Here is a 19,662-nt window from a genome sequence, read left to right as displayed (position 1 = left end):
TCTGCGTGCGGACACCGAATGGCAGGTGAGCGCGGGCACGACGGTGGCGCTGCGCAGCGAGCTGGGGTGGCAACACCAGTACGGCGGTCTGGAGCGAGGCACCGGGCTGCGGTTCAACGGCGGCAATGCGCCGTTCGTGGTGGACAGCGTGCCGGTATCGCGCGACGGGATGGTGCTGAAGGCGGGGGCGGAAGTGGCGGTGAACGAAAACGCCACGCTGTCGCTGGGCTACGGCGGGCTGCTGTCGCAGAACCATCAGGACAACAGCGTCAACGCCGGTTTCACCTGGCGCTTCTGACCTTCAACGGTCATCACAATGACAACGGAGCCGGCATGCCGGCTCCGTTTTTATTTGCGGCTGCGAGGTGAGTCCGTATGATGGCGCGGCGCCAGGGCAATAAAAAACCGGGACCCTGACGGATCCCGGCTCAAAAGTGGGTAAAACAGATTAGCGCTAAAGGCTCAAGCCCCGTTTTGCTTGTGCAGTCCGAGCGATGTGATCATCGTCTCAGTAGCGGCAACGGAACAAATTTTCCCTGGTGTTACTATGGTTATTATTAAAAACGTGCTGGTGTTATTTTTTATAGTGTATTGCTGTATGTCTCTTTTGATACCATGTTTGACGATGCAACATGGTATGTCAAGCAACGTTTTTAACGCATAATTGCATCAGATGCTAGTTTTAGATGTGGCTTTTTCAGCGGAAATAATCAAAACGACTGATAAATCAGTAAAAAAATCGAAGGAACAAATGGATAACAATCACCAAAAATTCGATTCACAGTCGATTGCCAATCGGGTCAGAGAGCTGTTTTTACATTACGGGATTGGAAAACGTCAGCATGCCCGAGAGCTCAGCCGCATCTTGGATCTGAGTTTTTCACATGCGCACCGCAAACTGAAAGGGCAAAGCCCCTGGACGCTGGAACAGATCAACAGCGTCGCGGCCGCGCTGGGAGAAACGCCGGCGGCGATCGCCGATTTGAGCGCCGAACACGAGACGCCCGAACCCAACATGGCGCGCGATGCCATCTTTGTCGTGGCGGGGGTGGCGATACCTTGCGTCGGGCACATCGGCGATGAGCTTCCTGCCGGGCGGCCGGCGGAATTTGTGGCGCTGCGCGTGGAAGGACAGTGGCATATCTATCGCGCCGATGAGGCACCGGCAGGCCCGCGTTACGGCGTCGATTTGATCGAAATCCGGCCCGGCTACGGCGACGACGAGCGGCTGAGCATTGCGGTATTGGACGATTCGCATCAGGCGGCCGATGAGCTGGCCAAGTACCTCGGCGGCTGCGGTTTCAACGCGGTGGCGTTTTATGACGTCGACAGCTTCTGCCTGGCGTTGCAGCAAAGCCTGTTCGACGGCTACGTGGTGGACTGGCTGATCGGTGAGGAAACGGCGGATCGCTGTATTGCCACTATCCGCGCCTCCGACAACCCGGATGCGCCGGTACTGGTGCTGACCGGGGAGCTGGGGACCGACCGACGCGAGTCGGAGATCGCTCAGGCGATGCGTGAGTATGACGTGCTCGGCCCTTATGAAAAGCCGGTGCGGCTCCATGTGATCGAAGCCGCACTGCAACGCTGTTTTAATCTTTAGCGGGGAACACCTCGGCCAGCGCACTCGACAGCGCATCCAGCCGGACCGGCTTCATCAGGTAGTTGTCGAACAGGGCGCGCTGGTCCGCCGTCAGCTGCTCCGGCGTGTAGGCGCTGATGCCGATGATCGGCACATGGCGGTTGGGGCCGCGACGGTTGCGCAGCTGCCTGGCCAGGGCGGCACCGTCGATGCCCGGCATTTGCAGATCCAGCAACAGCGCGTCGTAAGGGCGTCTAAGCAGCTTCTGCAACGCGCGTTCCGGCGAGTCGCACAGTTCGTGCTGATAGCCCAACTTGTCCAATAGCGCCGCAAAGGCGTCACCCACCGACTTGTTGTCATCCACCACCAGGACCTGCTGCGGCTTCTGCTGCAAAGAGGCATTGGCGGCGGCGGGTTCGTCGGCACGTTCGTCTTCACTGATCTGCACCGGAATACTGACGATAAAGGTGCTGCCCTTCTTGATTTCGCTGTACACCGTGATGGTGCCGTCGAGCAATGTCACCAGGCCGTGCACGATCGCCAGCCCCATTCCCACGCCCGCATACTGCTTGGTATGCGACTGATCCAGCTGGGTAAAGGGTTTGAAGATCTGATCGAGCTGGTCTTTTTCGATACCGATGCCGGTGTCGGTCACTTCGATGATCAACGAACTGCCGCCGGGTTGGCGGCGCAGGCAGCTGTGCAGCGTGATGCTGCCGCTTTCGGTGTATTTGTAGGCGTTGGTCAACAGGTTGACGATAATCTGCCGGATGCGCAGCGGATCGGAGTGCACCAGCAGGTGGCTGCACTCCACTTCGCAGCTCAGTTTGACCTGCTCTTTGCGGGTCAGGGTGGCGATTTCGTTGGCGGTCTCCGCAATCAGCTTCTGCGCGTCGAATGGCACGATGCGCAATTCCATCATGCCGCTGTCGAGGTGCGCGTAGTCGGTCAGATCTTTCATCTGGCTTTCGATTTGCTGCGCGGCGGTCTCCAGCCGTTGGAAGGTATCCGCATGCTCCGCCGACACTCGGGTATTCACCAGCACGTCGATGGCTGACATCACGCTCTGCAATGAGGTGCGCAGCTCGTGGCCGATCGCGCCGAGGAAAGCATTTTTGGTGCGGGTCGCTTTCTCCGCCTCAATCGCCTTGGCCTGTTGGCGAATGGTCAGCCGCTGCTGGCGGAACACGATCAGGGTGATGGCGATCAACGCAATCACCGAGAACATGACGATCACCAACCCATAGAAAATGATGTGCCGTTTCTCGATGTAGTCCTCATAGGCGGCGGTACGCTGCTTCACCTCGGCGTGGTCGGTCAGGTTGGCCATTTCGATGGAATAAGGCTTGATGGCCTTCATGGCGGCGAAAACCTGGTCGAAGTCGATTTTCGGGCTGTCCAGCAGCTTATCGATGCGATCCATCTGCAGACGCATCTGTTTGACCACTTCCGGGTAACCCGGCTCGGCGTACAGCGGCTGGGTCGATTCGGAGACGGTTTCCAGCACGTAAAAGCGCGAATAGAGGATTTCGAACCGCAGCCGCAGATTGTCGTTGTCCACCTGCGGAGCGTGGCTCTGCTGCTCGACGAAGGTGTCGAATTCCGCCAGCTTGATGGAGAACTTGGCGATCGACCACGAGTAGTTCTCCTGCGTGCCGGCGATGGCATACAGCCCTTTCTTCGACAGGGTGGCGCTGTAGTAATAGAGCGTGACGGTCGACGCCACCAAAAACAGCGCGGCGAAGATGGCCGGGATCGCCAGTCTGCTGCCGTGCTTAAAGGTCGTCAGCTTCATTTGATCACGATCCTGTCGACTTGCCAGATAAAGCGCGAGTTGTATAACGGCGAGTTCAGCTCAGGCCCGGCGGCGTCTCGCGGGTACACCAGGAACAGCGGGCCGAAGTTTCTAAGCTTCAACATCTCCCCGTCCATCTTGTAGGCCAGGATCATGTTGTACTTCTTGACGTCGGACAGCGGCACGTCGATGTAATAATCGTTCAGCGCGTAGAAGGTCAGCGTTTCGCCCTTGGCGCCGACGCGCTCCAGGATGTCAGCCACTGAAATCCCTTCAAACTTTCTCTGCGGCGTCCAGGACGTGGAGGTGGTGATGCTGTGCAGCGGCATCGCCAACAGTTGCTTGTCGGTGAACAGATAGCTTTTTTTGACCGGGTCGGTCACGTTGTCGATCTTGCCCGCCACTTCCAGGGTAAAGCTGAGCGCGCTGCTCTGGGCGATAATCAGGGCCACGCAGGCCATCGCAAGGGTTTTGCATAGTTTGAACAGCATCGGTGTTCTCCAGAGGCGCGGGGAGGTTGTATCAGTCCCGCTAATTTATCAGGCAGAATAATGGCAGAAAAAGCAGGCGGGTGCGAAGGGAATAGTAAACCGCACAAAAAGAACAGGCCGGTATTTACCCGGCCTGTGAGTGGGCTAACCGCAGGGGTTAGCGCATGGTGACGAACTCTTCCGCCGCGGTCGGGTGGATAGCCACGGTGTTGTCGAAGTCCTTCTTGGTGGCGCCCATCTTCACCGCCACCGCGAAGCCCTGCAGGATTTCGTCCATGCCGAAGCCGATGCCGTGCAGGCCGACGATCTTCTCTTCCTTACCCGCGCACACCAGCTTCATGCGGCACGGCTGACGGTGCTGCGTCACGGCGCTGTACATGGCGGTGAAGGAGGATTTGTACACCTTCACGTTGTCCGCCCCGAACTTCTCGATGGCTTCCGGCTCGGTCAGGCCGATGGTGCCGATCGGCGGGTGGCTGAACACCACGGTGGCGATGTTGCTGTAATCCAGGTGCTCGTCCGGCTTGTTGTTGAACAGGCGCTCGGACAGGCGGCGGCCGGCGGCCACGGCGACCGGGGTCAGCTCTACCGCGCCGGTGTTGTCGCCCACCGCGTAGATGCCTTTGACGTTGGTATTCTGGAACTTATCGACGTCAATGTAGCCTTGCTCGTTGGTCTTCACCCCGGTAACGCCGAGGTTCAGGTTGTCGGTCGCCGGTTCGCGGCCGATGGCCCAGATCAGGCAGTCGACGGTGAATGCCTTGCCGTTTTCCAGCTGCAGCGTCAGGCTGCCGTCGGCGTTCTTGACGATCGCTTTCGGCACCGATTCGGTGTGCAGGCTCGGCCCTTCGGTGTTCATCACTTCCACCAGGGTTTCGACGATCATCGGATCGAAGCTGCGCAGCGGCGCGTGCTTGCGCACGAACAGGTGCGTTTCCGCGCCCAGCGCGTTCAGCACGCCGGCGATCTCCACGGCGATATAGCCGGCGCCGACTACGGCGACGCGCTTCGGCATGGCGTCCAGCTCAAAGAATCCGTCGGAGTCGATGCCGTATTCCGCACCCGGAATAGCCGGGTGGCTCGGGCGGCCGCCGGTGGCGATCAGGATGTGGTCGGCGGTGATGGTCTCGCCGTTCACTTCCACGGTGTGCGCATCCACGAAGCGCGCGAAGCCTTTGATCACGTCGACCTTGTTCTTGCCCAGCACGTTGTCGTAGGAGTTGTGGATGCGGTCGATATAGGCGGTGCGGTTGGCGACCAGCTTCTTCCAGTCGAAGGCGTTGACGGTGGTGTCGAAGCCGTAGTCCGGGCCGTACTGATGGATGGCCTCGGCGATCTGCGCCGCGTGCCACATGACTTTTTTCGGTACACAACCCACGTTTACACAGGTGCCGCCCAGCTCTTTGGCTTCAATCAGCGCACACTTTTGGCCGTACATGGCTGCCCGGTTGATCGATGCGATACCGCCGCTGCCGCCGCCAATTGCTAGATAATCGTAATGTTTCGTCATCTGGGATTTCCATGAGTTGTGAATTTGAAGAGGGTAAGAGTTTAACGCCTGACCGGGGTTTGTCGCAAAGATTGCGTCGATGGCTGCGATAGGTGGACGCAGGGCGCGGCGAACCGCGCCCTGCCGGGGATTATTCCGGTACCACCCAGTTCACCAGATGGTGGCCGATGCCCGACGGCACCAGCACCTTGTGCAGCCACGGCAGCACGTTTTTCATCTGCTGTTCCAGCTTCCACGGCGGGTTGATGACGATCATGCCGGAGGCGGTCATGCCGCGCTGATCGCTGTCGGGTTTCACCGCCAGTTCGATCTGCAGAATGCGGCGAATGCCGGTGGCTTCCAGATCGCGCAGCATGCGTTTGATCTGCTGGCGCATCACCACCGGGTACCACAGCGCGTAAGTGCCGGTGGCGAAACGCTTGTAGCCTTCCTGAATGCCTTTGACCACGTCCTGGTAATCGGTCTTCATTTCATACGGCGGGTCCATCAGGATCAGGCCGCGGCGCGACAGGGGCGGCAGCTGGGATTTCAGCTGCTGATAGCCGTCGGCGCGCTGCACTTTGGCGCGTTCGTCTTTCTGGAACTCGCTGCGCAGCAGCGGGTAGTCGCTCGGGTGCAGCTCGGTCAGGTGAATTTTGTCCTGCGGGCGCAGCAGCTGGCGGGCGATCAGCGGCGAACCGGGGTAGTAGCGCAGCGTGCCGGAACGGTTGAAGTTGTGCACCACGCTCATGTAGGCCGCCAGCTCTTCCGGCAGATCGTCGCGCTGCCACAGCAAGCCGATGCCTTCCAGGTATTCGCCGGTGCGCTCGGCGTGTTCGCCGCTGAGCTGATAACGGCCCGCGCCCGAGTGGGTATCCAGATACAGGAACGGCTTCTCTTTTTCCTTCAGCGACTCGATGATCAGGCTCTGAACGGTGTGCTTGAGCACGTCGGCGTGGTTGCCGGCGTGGAAACTGTGGCGATAACTTAACATGACGGGTGGCGATTCCTTGTGCTCCGCAGACGGAGCATTCAATGCAATAAGGCTTATAATCTGCACAGTATAAACTGTCTGGCCGGGAAAAACCGGACTCCGTTGCCGCAGACGTTAACAGAAAGGGACAGGACGATGAGCAAACAGGCGATTTTGGCGAATTACCCCGACGCGGCGCGCTGGGCGTTCGGCGACGGCCCCGCGTTAGCCGACGAACTGCTGGAATTGGTGCTGAGCGGGGATAAAACCGCCACCTGCAGTTCCTATGCGAGCTATCGCCGGGAGCAAACGCCGATGATCGGCGACGATAGCATTATTCTCGACGGCCGCGGCGAACCGGCCTGCGTGATCAAAACCCTGGCGCTGCGCCTGGTGCGCTACGACCAGGTGACCGCCGAGATGGCGGCCAAAGAGGGCGAAGGCGACAAAAGCCTGGCGTTTTGGCGCGAGGGGCATCAGGCGTTCTTTACCCGCGAGGGCACTTTTGCGCCGGACATGTGGCTGGTGTTCGAAGAGTTCGAACGGGTTGAAACACTGTGAATCACAAGGAGAAAGGATGAGCTGCATTTTTTGCGACATCGTGGCGGGCAAGGCGCCGTGCCATAAAATCTGGGAAGACGACGACCATCTGGCCTTCCTGTCCATCTTTCCCAACACCGACGGTTTCAGCGTGGTGATCCCCAAGGTGCACCACCCGAGCTACGCCTTTGACCTGCCGGACGAGGTGTTGAGCGCGCTGATGCTGGCGACCAAGCGGGTGGCGAAGCAGCTGGACCGCGCGTTCGACGACGTCGGCCGCTGCGGCATGGTGTTCGAGGGCTACGGCGTCGACCATGTGCATGCCAAACTGATCCCGCTGCACGGCACCGCGTCGCTGGATCAATGGCGGCCGATCGAATCGACCTCGCCGAAGTTTTTCGAACGTTACGAGGGCTATATCTCCTCCCACGACGCCGCGCGCGCCGACGACGATCGGCTGGCGGCGCTGGCCGCCCGCATCCGCCAAAGCGCCGTTTAAGGCACGAACGATCAACGCCGGGCATTGATTTTCCTGTTGTCTGGCTCCATGTTAGAGATTCATACGCATTTTAAGGCTCGCCCCCGCGGCGGGCCCCAACGCTAATCAGGACTGCCCTATGACAAATCCGTTGCTGACCCCGTTTTCCCTGCCGCCGTTCTCGGCGATCCGCCCTGAAGATATCGTGCCTGCGGTGCAATCCGCGCTGGCGGACTGCCGCGCCGCGGTAGAGCGCGTGGTCGCGCAGCCGGGGCCGTTCACCTGGGATAATCTGTGTCAGCCGCTGGCGGAGTCGGACGATCGCCTGTCGCGCATCTGGTCGCCGATCGGGCACCTGAACTCGGTGAAAAACAGCCCGGAGCTGCGCGCCGCCTATGAGCAGGCGCTGCCGCTGCTGTCTGAATACGGCACCTGGGTTGGCCAGCACGAAGGGCTGTACCAGGCCTACCGCAGCCTGAAAGAAGGCGCGGCGTTCGAGGCGCTGAGCGTGCCGCAGCGCAAGGCGGTGGACAACGCGCTGCGCGATTTCGAACTGTCGGGCATCGGCCTGTCGGCGGATAAACAGCAGCGCTACGGCGAGATCGTCGCGCGCCTGTCCGAACTGGGTTCCACCTACAGCAACAACGTGCTCGACGCCACCATGGGCTGGAGCAAACTGATTACCGACGAAGCCGAGCTGAGCGGCCTGCCGGAGAGCGCTCTGGCGCAGGCACAGGCGATGGCGCAGGCCAAAGAGCAGGACGGCTGGCTGCTGACGCTGGACATGCCGAGCTACCTGCCGGTGTTGACCTACGCCGACAACCGCGCGCTGCGCGAAGAGATGTACCGCGCCTTCGCCACCCGCGCCTCCGATCAGGGGCCGAACGCCGGCAAATGGGACAACAGCGAAGTGATGGCGGAAACGCTGGCGCTGCGCCACGAGCTGGCTCAGCTGCTGGGCTTCGATACCTACGCCGACAAGTCGCTGGCGACCAAAATGGCGGAGAGCCCGGAGCAGGTGATCGGTTTCCTGAGCGATCTGGCCAAGCGCGCCCGCCCGCAGGCCGAGCAGGAGCTGGCGCAGCTGCGCGCCTTCGCCAAACAGCACTATGGCGTGGACGAGCTCGAAGCCTGGGACATCACCTATTACGGCGAAAAACAGAAGCAGCACCTGTTCTCCATCAGCGACGAGCAGCTGCGCCCGTACTTCCCGGAGCAGCGGGTGGTGGAAGGGCTGTTCGAAGTGGTGAAACGCATTTACGGCATCACCGCCAAAGAGCGTAAAGACGTGGAGACCTGGCATCCGGACGTGCGTTTCTTCGATCTGTTCGACGCCGACGGCGAGCTGCGCGGCAGCTTCTACCTCGATCTGTACGCCCGCGAAAACAAACGCGGCGGCGCCTGGATGGACGACTGCGTCGGCAGCCTGCGCAAGGCCGACGGCACGCTGCAAAAACCGGTCGCTTACCTGACCTGCAACTTCAACCGCCCGCTGGGCGACCAGCCGGCGCTGTTCACCCATAACGAAGTGACCACGCTGTTCCACGAGTTCGGCCACGGTCTGCACCACATGCTGACGCAGATCGATACCGCCGGCGTCTCCGGCATCAACGGGGTACCGTGGGATGCGGTCGAACTGCCGAGCCAGTTTATGGAAAACTGGTGCTGGGAGCCGGAAGCGCTGGCGTTTATCTCGGGCCACTACCAGAGCGGCGAGCCGCTGCCGAAGGCCATGCTCGACAAGCTGCTGGCGGCCAAGAATTACCAGGCGGCGCTGTTCATCCTGCGCCAGCTGGAGTTCGGCCTGTTCGATTTCCGCATGCACTTCGAATACAGCCCGGAAAAAGGGGCGCAGATCCTGCCGACGCTGGCGGAAGTGAAGAAAATGGTGGCGGTGGTGCCTTCGCCAAGCTGGGGCCGCTTCCCGCACGCCTTCAGCCACATCTTCGCCGGCGGCTACGCGGCGGGTTACTACAGCTACCTGTGGGCGGAAGTGCTGTCGGCCGACGCCTACTCGCGCTTCGAAGAAGAGGGGATTTTCAACGCCGAAACCGGCAAATCCTTCCTCGACAACATCCTGTCGCGCGGCGGGTCGGAAGAGCCGATGGCGCTGTTCAAACGCTTCCGTGGCCGCGAGCCGCAGCTGGATGCTATGCTGCGCCATTACGGCATTAAAGGATAACCCGACACGTGAGCGTGTGTTTATTGTGTGAAGCAGGCGCCGATCCCGGCGCCTTGTCTGTTTTGGCGCAGCGCTGGCAGCTGACGTCCGACGACGACGCGCCGATGGCGCTGGTACTGACCCCGCAGCGGCTGGAGCTGCGCAAGCGCGACGAGCCGAAGCTCGGCGGGATCTACGTCGATTTCGTCTCCGGCGCCATGGCGCACCGGCGCCGCTTCGGCGGCGGCCGCGGCGAGGCGGTGGCCAAAGCGGTCGGCATCAAGGGCAGCTATCTGCCGGACGTGGTGGACGCTACCGCCGGGCTGGGGCGCGACGCCTTCGTGCTGGCGGCGCTGGGCTGCCGGGTACGGATGCTGGAGCGCAATCCGGTGGTGGCGGCGTTGCTGGACGACGGTCTGCAGCGTGGCTATCAGGATGCGGAAATCGGCCCGTGGCTGCGCGAGCGTCTGACGCTGCTGCACGCCTCCAGCCTGACGGCGCTGGCGGATCTCAGCCCGCGCCCCGAGGTGGTGTATCTCGATCCGATGTTCCCGCACAAGCAAAAAAGCGCGCTGGTGAAAAAAGAGATGCGGGTGTTTCAATCGCTGGTGGGCAGCGACGATGACGCCGACGGCCTGCTGGAGCCGGCGCGCCGCCTGGCGACCAAGCGCGTGGTGGTGAAACGTCCGGACTACGCGCCGCCGCTGGCCGACGTGCCGGCGCACGCCGCCACGCTGACCAAAAGCCACCGTTTCGATATCTACATGCCGCTGTAATGTCTGCCGGGCCCGCGGTGTCGGGCCCTCAGTTTTCCTCCCGCAAACTTTTCCCCACGCCGCCGCCCGGATGCACCGCCAGCAAGGCCTCCTTGTCGTAACCGCTGCGCGCCATCAGGCAGGCGCAGGCGGCGTCGAAGATCGCCAGCACCAGCACAATTGAGGTGGTGGCCAGCATGTTCAGCGGATCTATCTCCTTTTGCACCCCGGTGGCGATCGTCAGCTGCGCCGCCAGCGCGATGGCGGAATGCGGGTTTTCCGTCACCGCGATCAGCGTCACGCCCTTGGCCTGCAGCGTTGGCAGCAGGCGGGTCAGCTCGTCGGAATTGCCGCCGCGCGAGATCAGGATCAGCAGATCGTCGGCGCGCAGAAAACCCAGATCGCCGTGCGCCGCGCCGGTGGCGTCGAGGTAGACCGCCGGCCGTTCCACGCAGGCCAGCATGTGGGCTATCTTGCGCGCCGCAATCCCCGAGGTGCCGACGCCGGTGACGGCGATTTTACCGCGGCAGTCGGCCAGCAGCGCCAGCAGCCGTTGCCAGGTGCGCGCGTCGAGGCGCTCGCCCAGCTGCGCCAGCTCCTGGCTGTAGGTTTGCCAACCCTGCACGGCCTGCCGCCATTCCTGCTGCATCACGCCTCCTCCTGCATCAACCGGCGGTATTTCATGTGGTCGTTGTACAGCTCGTGGAATACCCGGTATTTGCGGTCGTAGTAGCTTTTTATCTGGTTGGTCTGCGGCGTGACCGTCTTGCCGATGCGGCTCATGGCGCTCATCGCCTCCGGCAGGGTGTCGAACACGCCCGCCGCCACGGTGCCCATCATGGCGCCGCCCAGCAGCATCGCTTCGCTCTCCTCCGGCAGCAGCATGGCGCAGCCGGTGGCGTTGGCGTGCTCCTGCACGAAGATCGGGTTCTTGGTGCCGCCGCCGCTGGCCATGATGGTGTCGATGCTGTAGCCGCTGTGGTTCATGGTTTCGATGATGTGGCGGGTGCCGAGCGCGATGGCCTGAATGGTGGCCAGGTAGTGCAGCGCCATGTCCTCCGGCGTGCGCGACAGCTTCAGCCCGGTCAGGATGCCGGTCAGCGTCGGGTTGGCGCGCGGCGAGCGGTTGCCGTGGAAGTACGGCAGCATATGGATGTCCTGCGTCAGGAAGGCGATATTCTCCGGCTCGCCGGCCATGCGGCGCAGAATGGCGTTCAGCACTTCATAGATGGTCTGTCCCTGGGTTTTCGCCTGCGCCAGCAGCTCCGGGTAGCACGGGTGCGACTGGATGACGTGGTCGATCAGCGCGCCGGTGGCGGACTGGCCGCCCTCGTTCAGCCAGTATTCCGGCAGGATCGCCGAGTAATACGGCCCCCAGACGCCGCCGATAAAGCGAGCGGTGCGCGACATCGCCATGTGGCCGGTGGAGGTGCCGCCGATCAGCGCGACGCGGCGGTTGAAGTCGGCCACCTCGCCGGAGACGCCGGTGGCGCCCAGCGTGCCGAGGGTGCCGGCGTGGGCGTCGATGATCGACACGCTCACCGCCGTACCGGCGATCAGCCCCATCTCGCTGGCGGCGCGCTGGGTCAGGCCGTGGCCCAGCGGCTCGCCCATCATTTTGACGTCGCTGCCGATCTTGGCCGCGTCATGTTCCAGCACGTCTTCCAGCCCGATCTGCTGGAAGTAGCTCTTGTCCCAGCGCTGTTCGTGGCCGAGATAGGTCCACTTGCACACCGTCGAGCACAGCGAACGGGTGGCGTCCTGGGTGGCGCGCCAGGTGAGGAAGTCCGGCAGATCGAACAGGTAACCGGCGTTGGCCCAGGTGGTGGGCATGTGCTGTTTCAGCCACAGCAGTTTCGGCGTCTGCATCTCCGGCGAAATGATGCCGCCGACGAAGTCCAGCACCCGGTGTTTGGTGGCGTTGATGCGCTCGGCCTGGGCGATCGCCCGGTGATCCATCCACACGATGATGTTCTGTTCGGTGCGGCCGGAGGGGCTGACGGTCAGCGGCTTGCCCTCTTTATCCAGCACCACCAGCGAACAGGTGGCGTCGAAGCCCAGCCCCTTGACCTGGATCGGGTTGATGTCGGCCTGGTTGACCGCGTCGCGCACCGCATTGCACACCGCCTGCCAGATGTTATCCGACGACTGCTCGACGAAATCCGCCTTCGGCCGGTACAGATCGATGGCCCGGCTGGCCTGACCGACCATGTGGCCATTGAGATCGAATACGCCCGCGCGCGCGCTTCCGGTGCCCACATCTACGCCAATAAAATAGCTCGCCATTATTTTCTCCTCAGGCTTTTCGATTCTGTAACGCGATAAACAGGATCAGCACGCCGCCCCACAGGGCCATGGTCAGGTAGCTGCTGACCCCCAGCAGATTGAGGCCGCTTTCCAACATTTGCAGCACGATCAGCGCCAGCACCAGCCCCAGAATACGGCCGAAACCGCCGTCCGGGTTAATGCCGCCCAGCACCGAGGCCAGAATGGTCACCAGCAGATAAGATTCGCCGTAGCCGGCCTTGGCCGAGTTGAACTTGGCCATCATCAGCAGGGCGGCGCCCCAGCCGAGCAGCGCCGACAGGATATACACCGCGATCTGCACCCGTGCGGTGTTCACGCCGCTGAAGCGGGTGGCCTGTTCGTTAGAGCCGATCAGGTACAGGCTGCGGCCCAGCGTGGTGTGCTCCAGCAGCAGCCACAGCCCGGCCGCCACCAGCAGGAACAGGATCAGCGCCACCGGCACGCCGAGCACGGCGCCGTTGCCGAGAAATTGAATCGCTGCCGGGAAGCCGGAGATCACCGCGCCGTTGGACAGCAGGATATTCAGGCCGGTGATCAGCGTCATGGTGCCGAGCGAGGCGAGGATTGGCGAGACGCCGATCCAGGCCACCAGCGCGCCGTTCAGCGCGCCGATCGCCACCGCCACCAGCAGGCCGGCCAACAGCGCCAGCGCCAGGAACAGCGGCTGGTCGGGATGGCTGACGATGATCGCCGCCATCACCAGCGAACAGGCGTTGGCGCCGGCGATGATCGACAGGTTGATGCCGCCGGTCAGCATGGTGATGCCCATGCCGAGCGCCAGCAGGCCGAGGATCGGCAGCTGCGAGGCGATCGACTGGAAGTTACCGAGGCTGAAGAAGCGCGATCCGAGCAGCCCGGCGAAGAGCAGCGCCACCGCGATGATGATCGCGCCCTGCAGGCGAATGATCCGATCGCTTGGGATCAACCGAGTTAACTGCGTCATGTCAGATCTCCTTGAGCAGCTTGCGTTTTTCGTTCCAGGCGGTGGTGCTGATGCTGATCAAAATGATCGCGCCGCTGAACACCTGGTGCCAATAGGCCGAGACGCTGAGCAGCGTCAGCCCGTTTTGCAGGAAGGCCAGCAGCACCACGCCGAGCAGGGTGCCGGTCAACGAGCCGCGGCCGCCGCTCATGCTGGTGCCGCCCAGCACCACCGCCGCCAATACCGTCAGCTCGAAGCCGAGCAGCGAGTTGGGGGCCACCGACTGGGTGATCTGCGCCTGCACTACCGCCGCGACGCCGGCCAGAATGCCCATGTAGCCGTAGACGCAAAAATGCAGCCGTAGCAGGTTCAACCCCAGGCGCGACGCCGCGTCGCGGTTGCCGCCCATGGCGTAGATCTGGCGCCCCAGCCGGGTGCGGTTCATCAGCACGCCGGTGACGACGATGGTCGCCAGCAGGCACAGCAGCGGCAGCGTCAGGCCGTAGTCGTAGCCGTCGGCGCCCTGGAACGAGAACCAGTTGATGCCGTTCATGAACCAGTCCGGGAAGCCGTACAGCCAGGTGCCGTTAGTGGCGTACACCAGCAGGCCGTAGAACAGGTTAAGGGTGGCGATGGTGATGATGATCGCCGGCACTTTCAGCCAGTACACCAGGAAACCGTTCACCAGCCCGAGCAGCAGGCCGACGCCAATCGCCAGGGCGAACGCCAGCGGAAAGCTGCCGCCGTGCTGGATCACCCAGCTGGCCATCACATACTGGGCGATGGCGGTGACCGCCGGGAACGAAATGTCGATGCCGCCGGCGATCAGCACCACGAACAGCCCGCAGGCCAGGATGCCGAGAATGGCGTAGCTGGTGGCGACGTCGGTCAGGTTGCCGAGCGTCAGGAATTCGTCGGTGCCGGCGCTCAGGCCGATCGCCAGCAGCAGCACCAACAGGCCGAGATAAAACTCGTGCCGCCCGGCCAGGCGGGCCAATAATGACTTATCCATTCACCACCTCGGCGATCTGTTGCTCGGTACTCTGGTGCGGCGCGAATTCGGCGATCAGTTCGCCCTTGCGCATCACCATCACCCGATGGCTGTTGTAATAGGCTTCCGGGATCTCGTCGCAGATCATCAGCACCGCCATGCCCAGCTGCGCCAGATCGCGGGCGATCTGGTAGATCCCCTCTTTGTTGGCGATGTCCACGCCGACGGTGGGCGAGTCGAGGATCAGGATCTTCGGCTGGGTCGCCACCCATTTGGCGATGGCGATGCGCTGGGCGTTGCCGCCGGACAGGGTTTTCACCGGCAACGCGCTGTCGGACACCTTGATGTTCAGATCGCGGATCAGCCGGTTGACCAGCTCGGTCGCCTTGGCGTGATCCAACAGCCCGAGCGAGGTATGCAGCCGATCGAAGACGGTGACGATGGTGTTGTCGTAGATGGATTGTTCCATGATCAACCCCTGCGTCAGGCGATCCTCCGACACATAGCCGATGCCGTGGCGCACCGCTTCGCGGTTGTTGTGCAGCTGCACCGCCTGGCCCTCGATGCGGATCTCGCCGCTGTCCGGCCGCGTCATGCCGAACAGGCTGAGGCACAGTTCGGTGCGGCCGGCGCCGAGCAGGCCGACGATCGAGACGATCTCGCCGCCGCGTAGCGCCAGATTGACGTTGCGGTATTTCTCGCCGCGGCTGAGGTTGCGCACCTCGAGCAGCGGTGCCTGTTCGGCCGGCGGCAGCGGCGGCAGCGGGCTGTAGTGGAAGCGTTGGCCGGTCATCAGGAACGCCAGTTCATGGCTGTCCAGTTCGCTGGCCGGCCAGGTGCCCACCAGCTTGCCGTCGCGCATCACGCTGATACGATCGGCGACTTCCATTACTTCATCCAATCTGTGGCTGACGAATACCACGCAGATGCCGGCCGCCTTCAGCTCGTTGACCACCCGCAGCAGGCCGTCGACCTCCTGGCGGGTCAGCGAGGCGGTTGGTTCGTCCATGATAACCAACCGCGCCTCGGCGGCGATGGCGCGGCAAATCGCCACCAGTTGCCGATCGGCGATCGACAGTTTTTCCACCTTTTTATCGGGGTCGATGCGTATGCCGACCCGCGCCATGGCGTCGAGCGCCGTCTGGCGCATCACCCGCTTGCGCACCCAGAAGCGGCCGCCGGGCAGGTAACGGTGAATGGCGATGTTCTCCGCCACCGTCAGGTTGGGGAACAGCGACAGGTCCTGGTAGATCACCTGTATGCCGTAATAACCGGACAGCTGCGGCGTCAGGGCGTGGAAGAGTTTGCCTTCCAGCGAAATGTTGGCGCCTTTTTCCGGCTGATAAACGCCGGAGATGATTTTAATGATGGTGCTTTTGCCGCAGCCGTTTTGCCCGGCCAGGCAGTGCACTTCGCCTTTATTCAGCGTCAGGTTGATCTGGTCTAATGCCAGCACGCCTGGGAATCGCTTGCTGATATTCTCCAGGGTGATAAATGCGGGGGAGGCTGTCATAACGTTAACCTGTGCTTGCGTAGCGGCCGAAGCCCTGGGCGCAGCAATGCTGCGCCCCTACGAGGGTTTAACTACTTTCCCGGTGTGGCGAAATTACGCGAAAAATCAGAATCCAAGCGATTGGGCGTTGTCTTTGGTCACTTCCAAAATCTTATTAAACCGAATCACTTTGTGTTCCATATCGACGTCAGCCTTGCCAAGGCCCTCGATCGACAGGTCCTTATTCACTTCCTTGCCCTGCAGCAGCTGGTCGGCCACCGTCACCAGCGCATAACCGGCGTCTTTCGGATCCCACAGCAGCGCTTTCTTGATGTCGCCGCGCATCAGGTAAGGGGCGGCCTGCGCCGGCATGGCGATGCCCACCACCGCGATTTTGTCCTTGGCGCGTTTCTTGGCCACCGCCTGGCCGGCGCCGATCGGGCCGAGCGAGCCGAAGCCGATGATGCCCTTCATCTGCGGATAGGTTTTCATCAGATCCAGCGTGGTGGCGTAGGATTTGTCGATGCTTTCCGCCACCGGCAGGCGCGAGGTGACTTCAAACATGTCCGGGTATTTTTCTTTCTGGTATTTGATGGCGGAGTCGGCCCAGGCGTTGTGCAGCGGCACGGTCAGCGAGCCGACGTAGATCGCATAGCCGCCTTTGCCGCCCATGTCTTTCGCCAGCTCATCGACGTTGGCCTGCGCGTATTTCTCGCTGTCGATGGTCTCGATGTCCCACTGGCCGATCTGCTGGTCCGGGGATTCATGGGTCAGCACCACGATGCCTTTGTCGCGCGCTTTTTTCAGCACCGGCTCCAGCACCTTGGCGTCGTTCGGCACCACGATGATGGCGTTGACGTTCTTGGCGATCAGATCCTCAATCACCTTGACCTGCGCAGCCGGATCCGGCGTAGAAGGGCCGGTCTGGTAGGCGTTGACGTCGAGTTTTTTCGCCGCTTCGTTGACGCCCACTTCCATGCGGTTGAACCACGGAATGCCGGTCACTTTAGCGACCACGGCAATCTCATACTTATCAGCGGCGAACACAGGTGTTGTTGATAACATGCACGCAGAAACCACACATGCATTTAATAATGCGAGGTTAAATTTCATTAGCTGTACCTTTTTTTATCTGTAGGGGTGGCGGTTTTTCCACCGCTGCAGATTACAAAGGAATGGAAGAGGGGGCGTAGCTGAAGTTAATGAAATGTGATCTGCGCACATTTAAGTAAAATAATGGCGTATTTAATGTTAAATAAATGTTTAATTATTTGGCGGTGGTAAATTTACTACCGATCATGAAGCAATAAATAACCTTTTATTAACTTTTATTTAACGTATTGATATCATCTGGATGGCGTGAAAGCATAAAAAAATGCCGGCGCAGAGGCCGGCATTGAAGCATTTAATCGATGTGTGAACAAGATCACCTTTAAGGCGGATTACAGCACGCCCTGCGCCAGCATGGCGTCCGCGACCTTGACGAAACCGGCGATATTCGCGCCGTGCACGTAGTGGGTTTGCTTGCCTTCGCCGCCGTATTCCACGCAGGCGTGGTGAATATCGGCCATGATATGTTGTAAACGTACATCCACTTTCTCTGCCCGCCAGCCGATGCGCGCGGCGTTTTGCGCCATCTCCAGTCCCGAGGTGGCGACGCCGCCGGCGTTGGCCGCCTTGCCAGGCGCGAACAGCACGCCGGCGTCGAGGAAGGCGTCGGTGGCCTGGATGGTGGTCGGCATGTTGGCACCTTCCGCGACCGCCTTCACTCCGTTGCGGATCAGCGTTTGCGCCGCCTCGAGATCCAGTTCGTTCTGGGTGGCGCACGGCAGGGCGATATCCACCGGCACGTTCCACGGCTGCTGGCCGGCCAGATAGGTCAGGCCGCGTTCGCGGGCATAGTCCGCCACCCGGCCATAACGCTGGTTTTTGATCTCCGCCAGGTGCGCCAGCTTCTCGGTGGTGAAGCCGTCTTCGTCCACCAGGGTGCCGCCGGAATCCGACACGGTGATCACGCGCGCATCCAGTTCCAGCGCTTTCTCGATGGTGTACTGCGCCACGTTGCCGGAGCCGGATACCGCCACCCGCATGCCCTCAAAGCCCAGGCCGTGGCGCTGCAGCATGGCGTCGGTGAAGTACACCAGGCCATAGCCGGTCGCCTCGGGGCGGATCAGGCTGCCGCCGAAGGAGAGGCCCTTGCCGGTAAATACGCAGGCGGTATTGTTGGACAGTTTTTTCATCATGCCGGCCATAAAGCCGACTTCGCGGCCGCCGACGCCGATATCGCCGGCCGGCACGTCGGTGTCCGGGCCCAGATGGCGATATAGCTCGGTCATCAACGCCTGGCAGAAGCGCATGATCTCGCCCTGGCTTTTGCCCTTCGGATCGAAATCGGAGCCGCCTTTGCCGCCGCCCATCGGCAGGGTGGTCAACGCGTTCTTGAAGGTCTGCTCAAAACCGAGGAACTTCAGGATCGACAGGTTCACCGACGGGTGGAAGCGCATGCCACCCTTGTAGGGACCGATAGCCGAGTTGAACTGTACGCGGAAGGCGCGGTTGACCTGCACCTGGCCGCGATCGTCCACCCAGCTGACGCGGAACTGAATGACGCGCTCGGGCTCCACCAGGCGCTCCAACAGCGCCTGTTCGCGATAGCGCGGATTACGTTCGATAAACGGCCACAGCGAGGTGAATACTTCGCGCACCGCCTGCAAATATTCCGGCTGGTGGGGGTTATGGCGTTGTAACGAGGACAGGAAAGACTCTACCGATACGGCATATTCCATGGATAACTCCTTTTCGCATTAAATTTCCCCCGCTATTTCTTATAGATATGGGTATAGGCGATGCCCGGGGGAGGATGTTGTGTCTTTAGCGACTATATCATCGGAGGGCGGTTGATTATCAAGCGATTAATCGGCGTGGCGGCATGAAAAACGCCCGCAGGGCGCGGGCGTTGGGCAGTTAAGTTAGCAAGTGCTTACTTTATTCGTCTTCTTCATCGCGCAGCGGCACGATCAGCATATCGATGTGCACGGTATTGATCAGCTGGCGTGCGGAAGACATCAGCTTGCTCCAGAAGTCCTGGTGGTGGCCGCACAACACCAGGTCCATGTCGTATTTCTTGATGGCATCGACCAATACCTGCGCCAGATCGCCGCTGCCGCTCAGGGTCTCGGTGATCGGGTAGCCGGCGTTCTGCGACAGCTCGGTCAGCGCCTGATGGGTTTCCTCGGAGATGCGTTTTTGCATGTCGCCGAGATTGACGTCGATAAGGCCGGTATAGAGGTCGGAATAGTTGACATCGACGTGGATCAGAGAAACTTTAGCGTTGTACGGCCGCGCCATCGAGACGGCTTTTTCTACCAGGATTTTGCTTTCCGGGGATAGGTCCACCGCGATCAGTATGTGTTTGTAAGCCATAAGAATACTCCTTCCATAAACATGCCGATTAAAAAGGGTTAGCAGGCGTTCCGTTTACCCGCCTGGCGCTTTTGGTTCCATAGTATCATTCGGATAACGCAATGATATGTTGGGGCGATCACACTGCGCCGCATCGAAAATCTCTCCGCCCGATACCTTTCGTTGTACACCCGCGCGGCGTAAAAGCCTATGAATTATGCGGATGCTGACGGTCTGACCGCTTGAATTATAAGCGTTATTAAACAAAGTATAGCGCTAAATGT

At 61.2% G+C, this 19,662-nt stretch carries 18 protein-coding genes; 6 read left to right on the top strand and 12 right to left on the bottom strand.

What is annotated here, in order from left to right:
* Together WCL58_RS18810 and WCL58_RS18805 are read left to right on the top strand one after the other, a co-directional pair.
* The coding region (locus tag WCL58_RS18810; protein WP_162057017.1) for an autotransporter outer membrane beta-barrel domain-containing protein at positions 1–298 on the top strand (298 nt) is incomplete at its 5' end.
* Between the two features lie 453 nt (positions 299–751).
* A complete protein-coding gene (locus WCL58_RS18805) occupies positions 752–1,603 on the top strand; it encodes a helix-turn-helix domain-containing protein (RefSeq protein ID WP_141972005.1) in 852 nt (283 codons plus the stop codon).
* Here the strand turns inward: WCL58_RS18805 and WCL58_RS18800 are convergent.
* The 4 genes from WCL58_RS18800 to WCL58_RS18785 form a co-directional block, all read right to left on the bottom strand.
* A complete protein-coding gene (locus tag WCL58_RS18800; protein ID WP_336851481.1) occupies positions 1,593–3,377 on the bottom strand; it encodes an ATP-binding response regulator in 1,785 nt (594 codons plus the stop codon). The genes WCL58_RS18805 and WCL58_RS18800 overlap by 11 nt on opposite strands.
* The gene (locus tag WCL58_RS18795) at positions 3,374–3,868 is read right to left on the bottom strand and encodes a molybdopterin-dependent oxidoreductase (RefSeq protein ID WP_141972010.1); all 495 of its coding nucleotides are present in this window, start codon (positions 3,866–3,868) and stop codon (positions 3,374–3,376) included. Before WCL58_RS18795 ends, WCL58_RS18800 begins: the two co-directional genes overlap by 4 nt.
* Before the next feature lie 157 nt (positions 3,869–4,025).
* Entirely contained in the window at positions 4,026–5,378 is a 1,353-nt protein-coding gene (gene gorA, locus WCL58_RS18790; protein WP_197824447.1) for a glutathione-disulfide reductase, read from the bottom strand.
* Between the two features lie 130 nt (positions 5,379–5,508).
* Positions 5,509–6,351 (bottom strand): 23S rRNA (adenine(2030)-N(6))-methyltransferase RlmJ, encoded by an 843-nt coding sequence (locus WCL58_RS18785; RefSeq protein WP_004931012.1) that lies wholly within the window; start codon positions 6,349–6,351, stop codon positions 5,509–5,511.
* 135 nt (positions 6,352–6,486) lie between these two features.
* Here WCL58_RS18785 and WCL58_RS18780 point away from each other — a divergent pair, with 135 nt between their 5' ends.
* The 4 genes from WCL58_RS18780 to rsmJ all read left to right on the top strand — a co-directional run bounded on the left by WCL58_RS18780 (position 6,487) and on the right by rsmJ (position 10,285).
* Positions 6,487–6,891 (top strand): ASCH domain-containing protein, encoded by a 405-nt coding sequence (locus WCL58_RS18780; RefSeq protein ID WP_336851480.1) that lies wholly within the window; start codon positions 6,487–6,489, stop codon positions 6,889–6,891.
* Positions 6,892–6,907: 16 nt separating this feature from the next.
* Complete coding sequence (locus WCL58_RS18775) at positions 6,908–7,369, top strand: HIT family protein (RefSeq protein ID WP_336851479.1); 462 nt, start codon at positions 6,908–6,910, stop codon at positions 7,367–7,369.
* 118 nt (positions 7,370–7,487) lie between these two features.
* Positions 7,488–9,530: an oligopeptidase A gene (prlC, locus tag WCL58_RS18770; RefSeq protein ID WP_149571556.1), complete on the top strand. Its 2,043-nt coding sequence runs from the start codon at positions 7,488–7,490 to the stop codon at positions 9,528–9,530.
* Between the two features lie 8 nt (positions 9,531–9,538).
* The gene (gene rsmJ, locus WCL58_RS18765) at positions 9,539–10,285 is read left to right on the top strand and encodes a 16S rRNA (guanine(1516)-N(2))-methyltransferase RsmJ (RefSeq protein ID WP_033649385.1); all 747 of its coding nucleotides are present in this window, start codon (positions 9,539–9,541) and stop codon (positions 10,283–10,285) included.
* A gap of 28 nt (positions 10,286–10,313) precedes the next feature.
* Here the strand turns inward: rsmJ and WCL58_RS18760 are convergent, their stop codons facing one another.
* The 8 genes from WCL58_RS18760 to uspA all read right to left on the bottom strand — a co-directional run bounded on the left by WCL58_RS18760 (position 10,314) and on the right by uspA (position 19,399).
* Positions 10,314–10,913: an SIS domain-containing protein gene (locus tag WCL58_RS18760; protein WP_336851478.1), complete on the bottom strand. Its 600-nt coding sequence runs from the start codon at positions 10,911–10,913 to the stop codon at positions 10,314–10,316.
* Complete coding sequence (locus WCL58_RS18755) at positions 10,913–12,550, bottom strand: FGGY-family carbohydrate kinase (RefSeq protein ID WP_087762443.1); 1,638 nt, start codon at positions 12,548–12,550, stop codon at positions 10,913–10,915. Before WCL58_RS18755 ends, WCL58_RS18760 begins: the two co-directional genes overlap by 1 nt.
* A gap of 10 nt (positions 12,551–12,560) precedes the next feature.
* Positions 12,561–13,514, bottom strand: a complete 954-nt coding sequence (locus WCL58_RS18750; protein WP_060424425.1) for an ABC transporter permease — start codon at positions 13,512–13,514, stop codon at positions 12,561–12,563.
* Position 13,515: 1 nt separating this feature from the next.
* A complete protein-coding gene (locus WCL58_RS18745) occupies positions 13,516–14,505 on the bottom strand; it encodes an ABC transporter permease (RefSeq protein ID WP_015379367.1) in 990 nt (329 codons plus the stop codon).
* Positions 14,498–15,997 (bottom strand): sugar ABC transporter ATP-binding protein, encoded by a 1,500-nt coding sequence (locus tag WCL58_RS18740; RefSeq protein ID WP_060441425.1) that lies wholly within the window; start codon positions 15,995–15,997, stop codon positions 14,498–14,500. The genes WCL58_RS18745 and WCL58_RS18740 overlap by 8 nt, the downstream gene beginning before the upstream one ends.
* 105 nt (positions 15,998–16,102) lie before the next feature.
* Positions 16,103–17,089, bottom strand: a complete 987-nt coding sequence (locus tag WCL58_RS18735; protein ID WP_033636379.1) for an autoinducer 2 ABC transporter substrate-binding protein — start codon at positions 17,087–17,089, stop codon at positions 16,103–16,105.
* Positions 17,090–17,418: 329 nt separating this feature from the next.
* Positions 17,419–18,762, bottom strand: coding sequence for an NADP-specific glutamate dehydrogenase (gene gdhA, locus WCL58_RS18730; RefSeq protein ID WP_033649380.1), 1,344 nt, complete (start codon positions 18,760–18,762; stop codon positions 17,419–17,421).
* Positions 18,763–18,961: 199 nt separating this feature from the next.
* Positions 18,962–19,399 (bottom strand): universal stress protein UspA, encoded by a 438-nt coding sequence (gene uspA, locus WCL58_RS18725; protein ID WP_004930988.1) that lies wholly within the window; start codon positions 19,397–19,399, stop codon positions 18,962–18,964.
* Positions 19,400–19,662: the final 263 nt, after the last annotated feature.

The sequence above is a fragment of the Serratia sp. TMDUHS_CL genome (genome assembly GCF_037137105.1).
GTDB lineage: Bacteria > Pseudomonadota > Gammaproteobacteria > Enterobacterales > Enterobacteriaceae > Serratia > Serratia nevei.
Note: the sequence above shows the minus strand (reverse complement) of the source record. Positions and strands in the feature narration are given on the sequence as shown.

What these genes read in the sequence shown, in the direction of transcription:
- WCL58_RS18805 (WP_141972005.1), top strand. Translation starts at nt 752, where the DNA reads ATGGATAACAATCACCAAAAATTCGATTCACAGTCGATTGCCAATCGG.
- WCL58_RS18800 (WP_336851481.1), bottom strand. Translation starts at nt 3,377, where the DNA reads ATGAAGCTGACGACCTTTAAGCACGGCAGCAGACTGGCGATCCCGGCC.
- WCL58_RS18795 (WP_141972010.1), bottom strand. Translation starts at nt 3,868, where the DNA reads ATGCTGTTCAAACTATGCAAAACCCTTGCGATGGCCTGCGTGGCCCTG.
- gorA (WP_197824447.1), bottom strand. Translation starts at nt 5,378, where the DNA reads ATGACGAAACATTACGATTATCTAGCAATTGGCGGCGGCAGCGGCGGT.
- WCL58_RS18785 (WP_004931012.1), bottom strand. Translation starts at nt 6,351, where the DNA reads ATGTTAAGTTATCGCCACAGTTTCCACGCCGGCAACCACGCCGACGTG.
- WCL58_RS18780 (WP_336851480.1), top strand. Translation starts at nt 6,487, where the DNA reads ATGAGCAAACAGGCGATTTTGGCGAATTACCCCGACGCGGCGCGCTGG.
- WCL58_RS18775 (WP_336851479.1), top strand. Translation starts at nt 6,908, where the DNA reads ATGAGCTGCATTTTTTGCGACATCGTGGCGGGCAAGGCGCCGTGCCAT.
- prlC (WP_149571556.1), top strand. Translation starts at nt 7,488, where the DNA reads ATGACAAATCCGTTGCTGACCCCGTTTTCCCTGCCGCCGTTCTCGGCG.
- WCL58_RS18760 (WP_336851478.1), bottom strand. Translation starts at nt 10,913, where the DNA reads ATGCAGCAGGAATGGCGGCAGGCCGTGCAGGGTTGGCAAACCTACAGC.
- WCL58_RS18755 (WP_087762443.1), bottom strand. Translation starts at nt 12,550, where the DNA reads ATGGCGAGCTATTTTATTGGCGTAGATGTGGGCACCGGAAGCGCGCGC.
- WCL58_RS18750 (WP_060424425.1), bottom strand. Translation starts at nt 13,514, where the DNA reads ATGACGCAGTTAACTCGGTTGATCCCAAGCGATCGGATCATTCGCCTG.
- WCL58_RS18745 (WP_015379367.1), bottom strand. Translation starts at nt 14,505, where the DNA reads ATGGATAAGTCATTATTGGCCCGCCTGGCCGGGCGGCACGAGTTTTAT.
- WCL58_RS18740 (WP_060441425.1), bottom strand. Translation starts at nt 15,997, where the DNA reads ATGACAGCCTCCCCCGCATTTATCACCCTGGAGAATATCAGCAAGCGA.
- WCL58_RS18735 (WP_033636379.1), bottom strand. Translation starts at nt 17,089, where the DNA reads ATGAAATTTAACCTCGCATTATTAAATGCATGTGTGGTTTCTGCGTGC.
- gdhA (WP_033649380.1), bottom strand. Translation starts at nt 18,762, where the DNA reads ATGGAATATGCCGTATCGGTAGAGTCTTTCCTGTCCTCGTTACAACGC.
- uspA (WP_004930988.1), bottom strand. Translation starts at nt 19,399, where the DNA reads ATGGCTTACAAACACATACTGATCGCGGTGGACCTATCCCCGGAAAGC.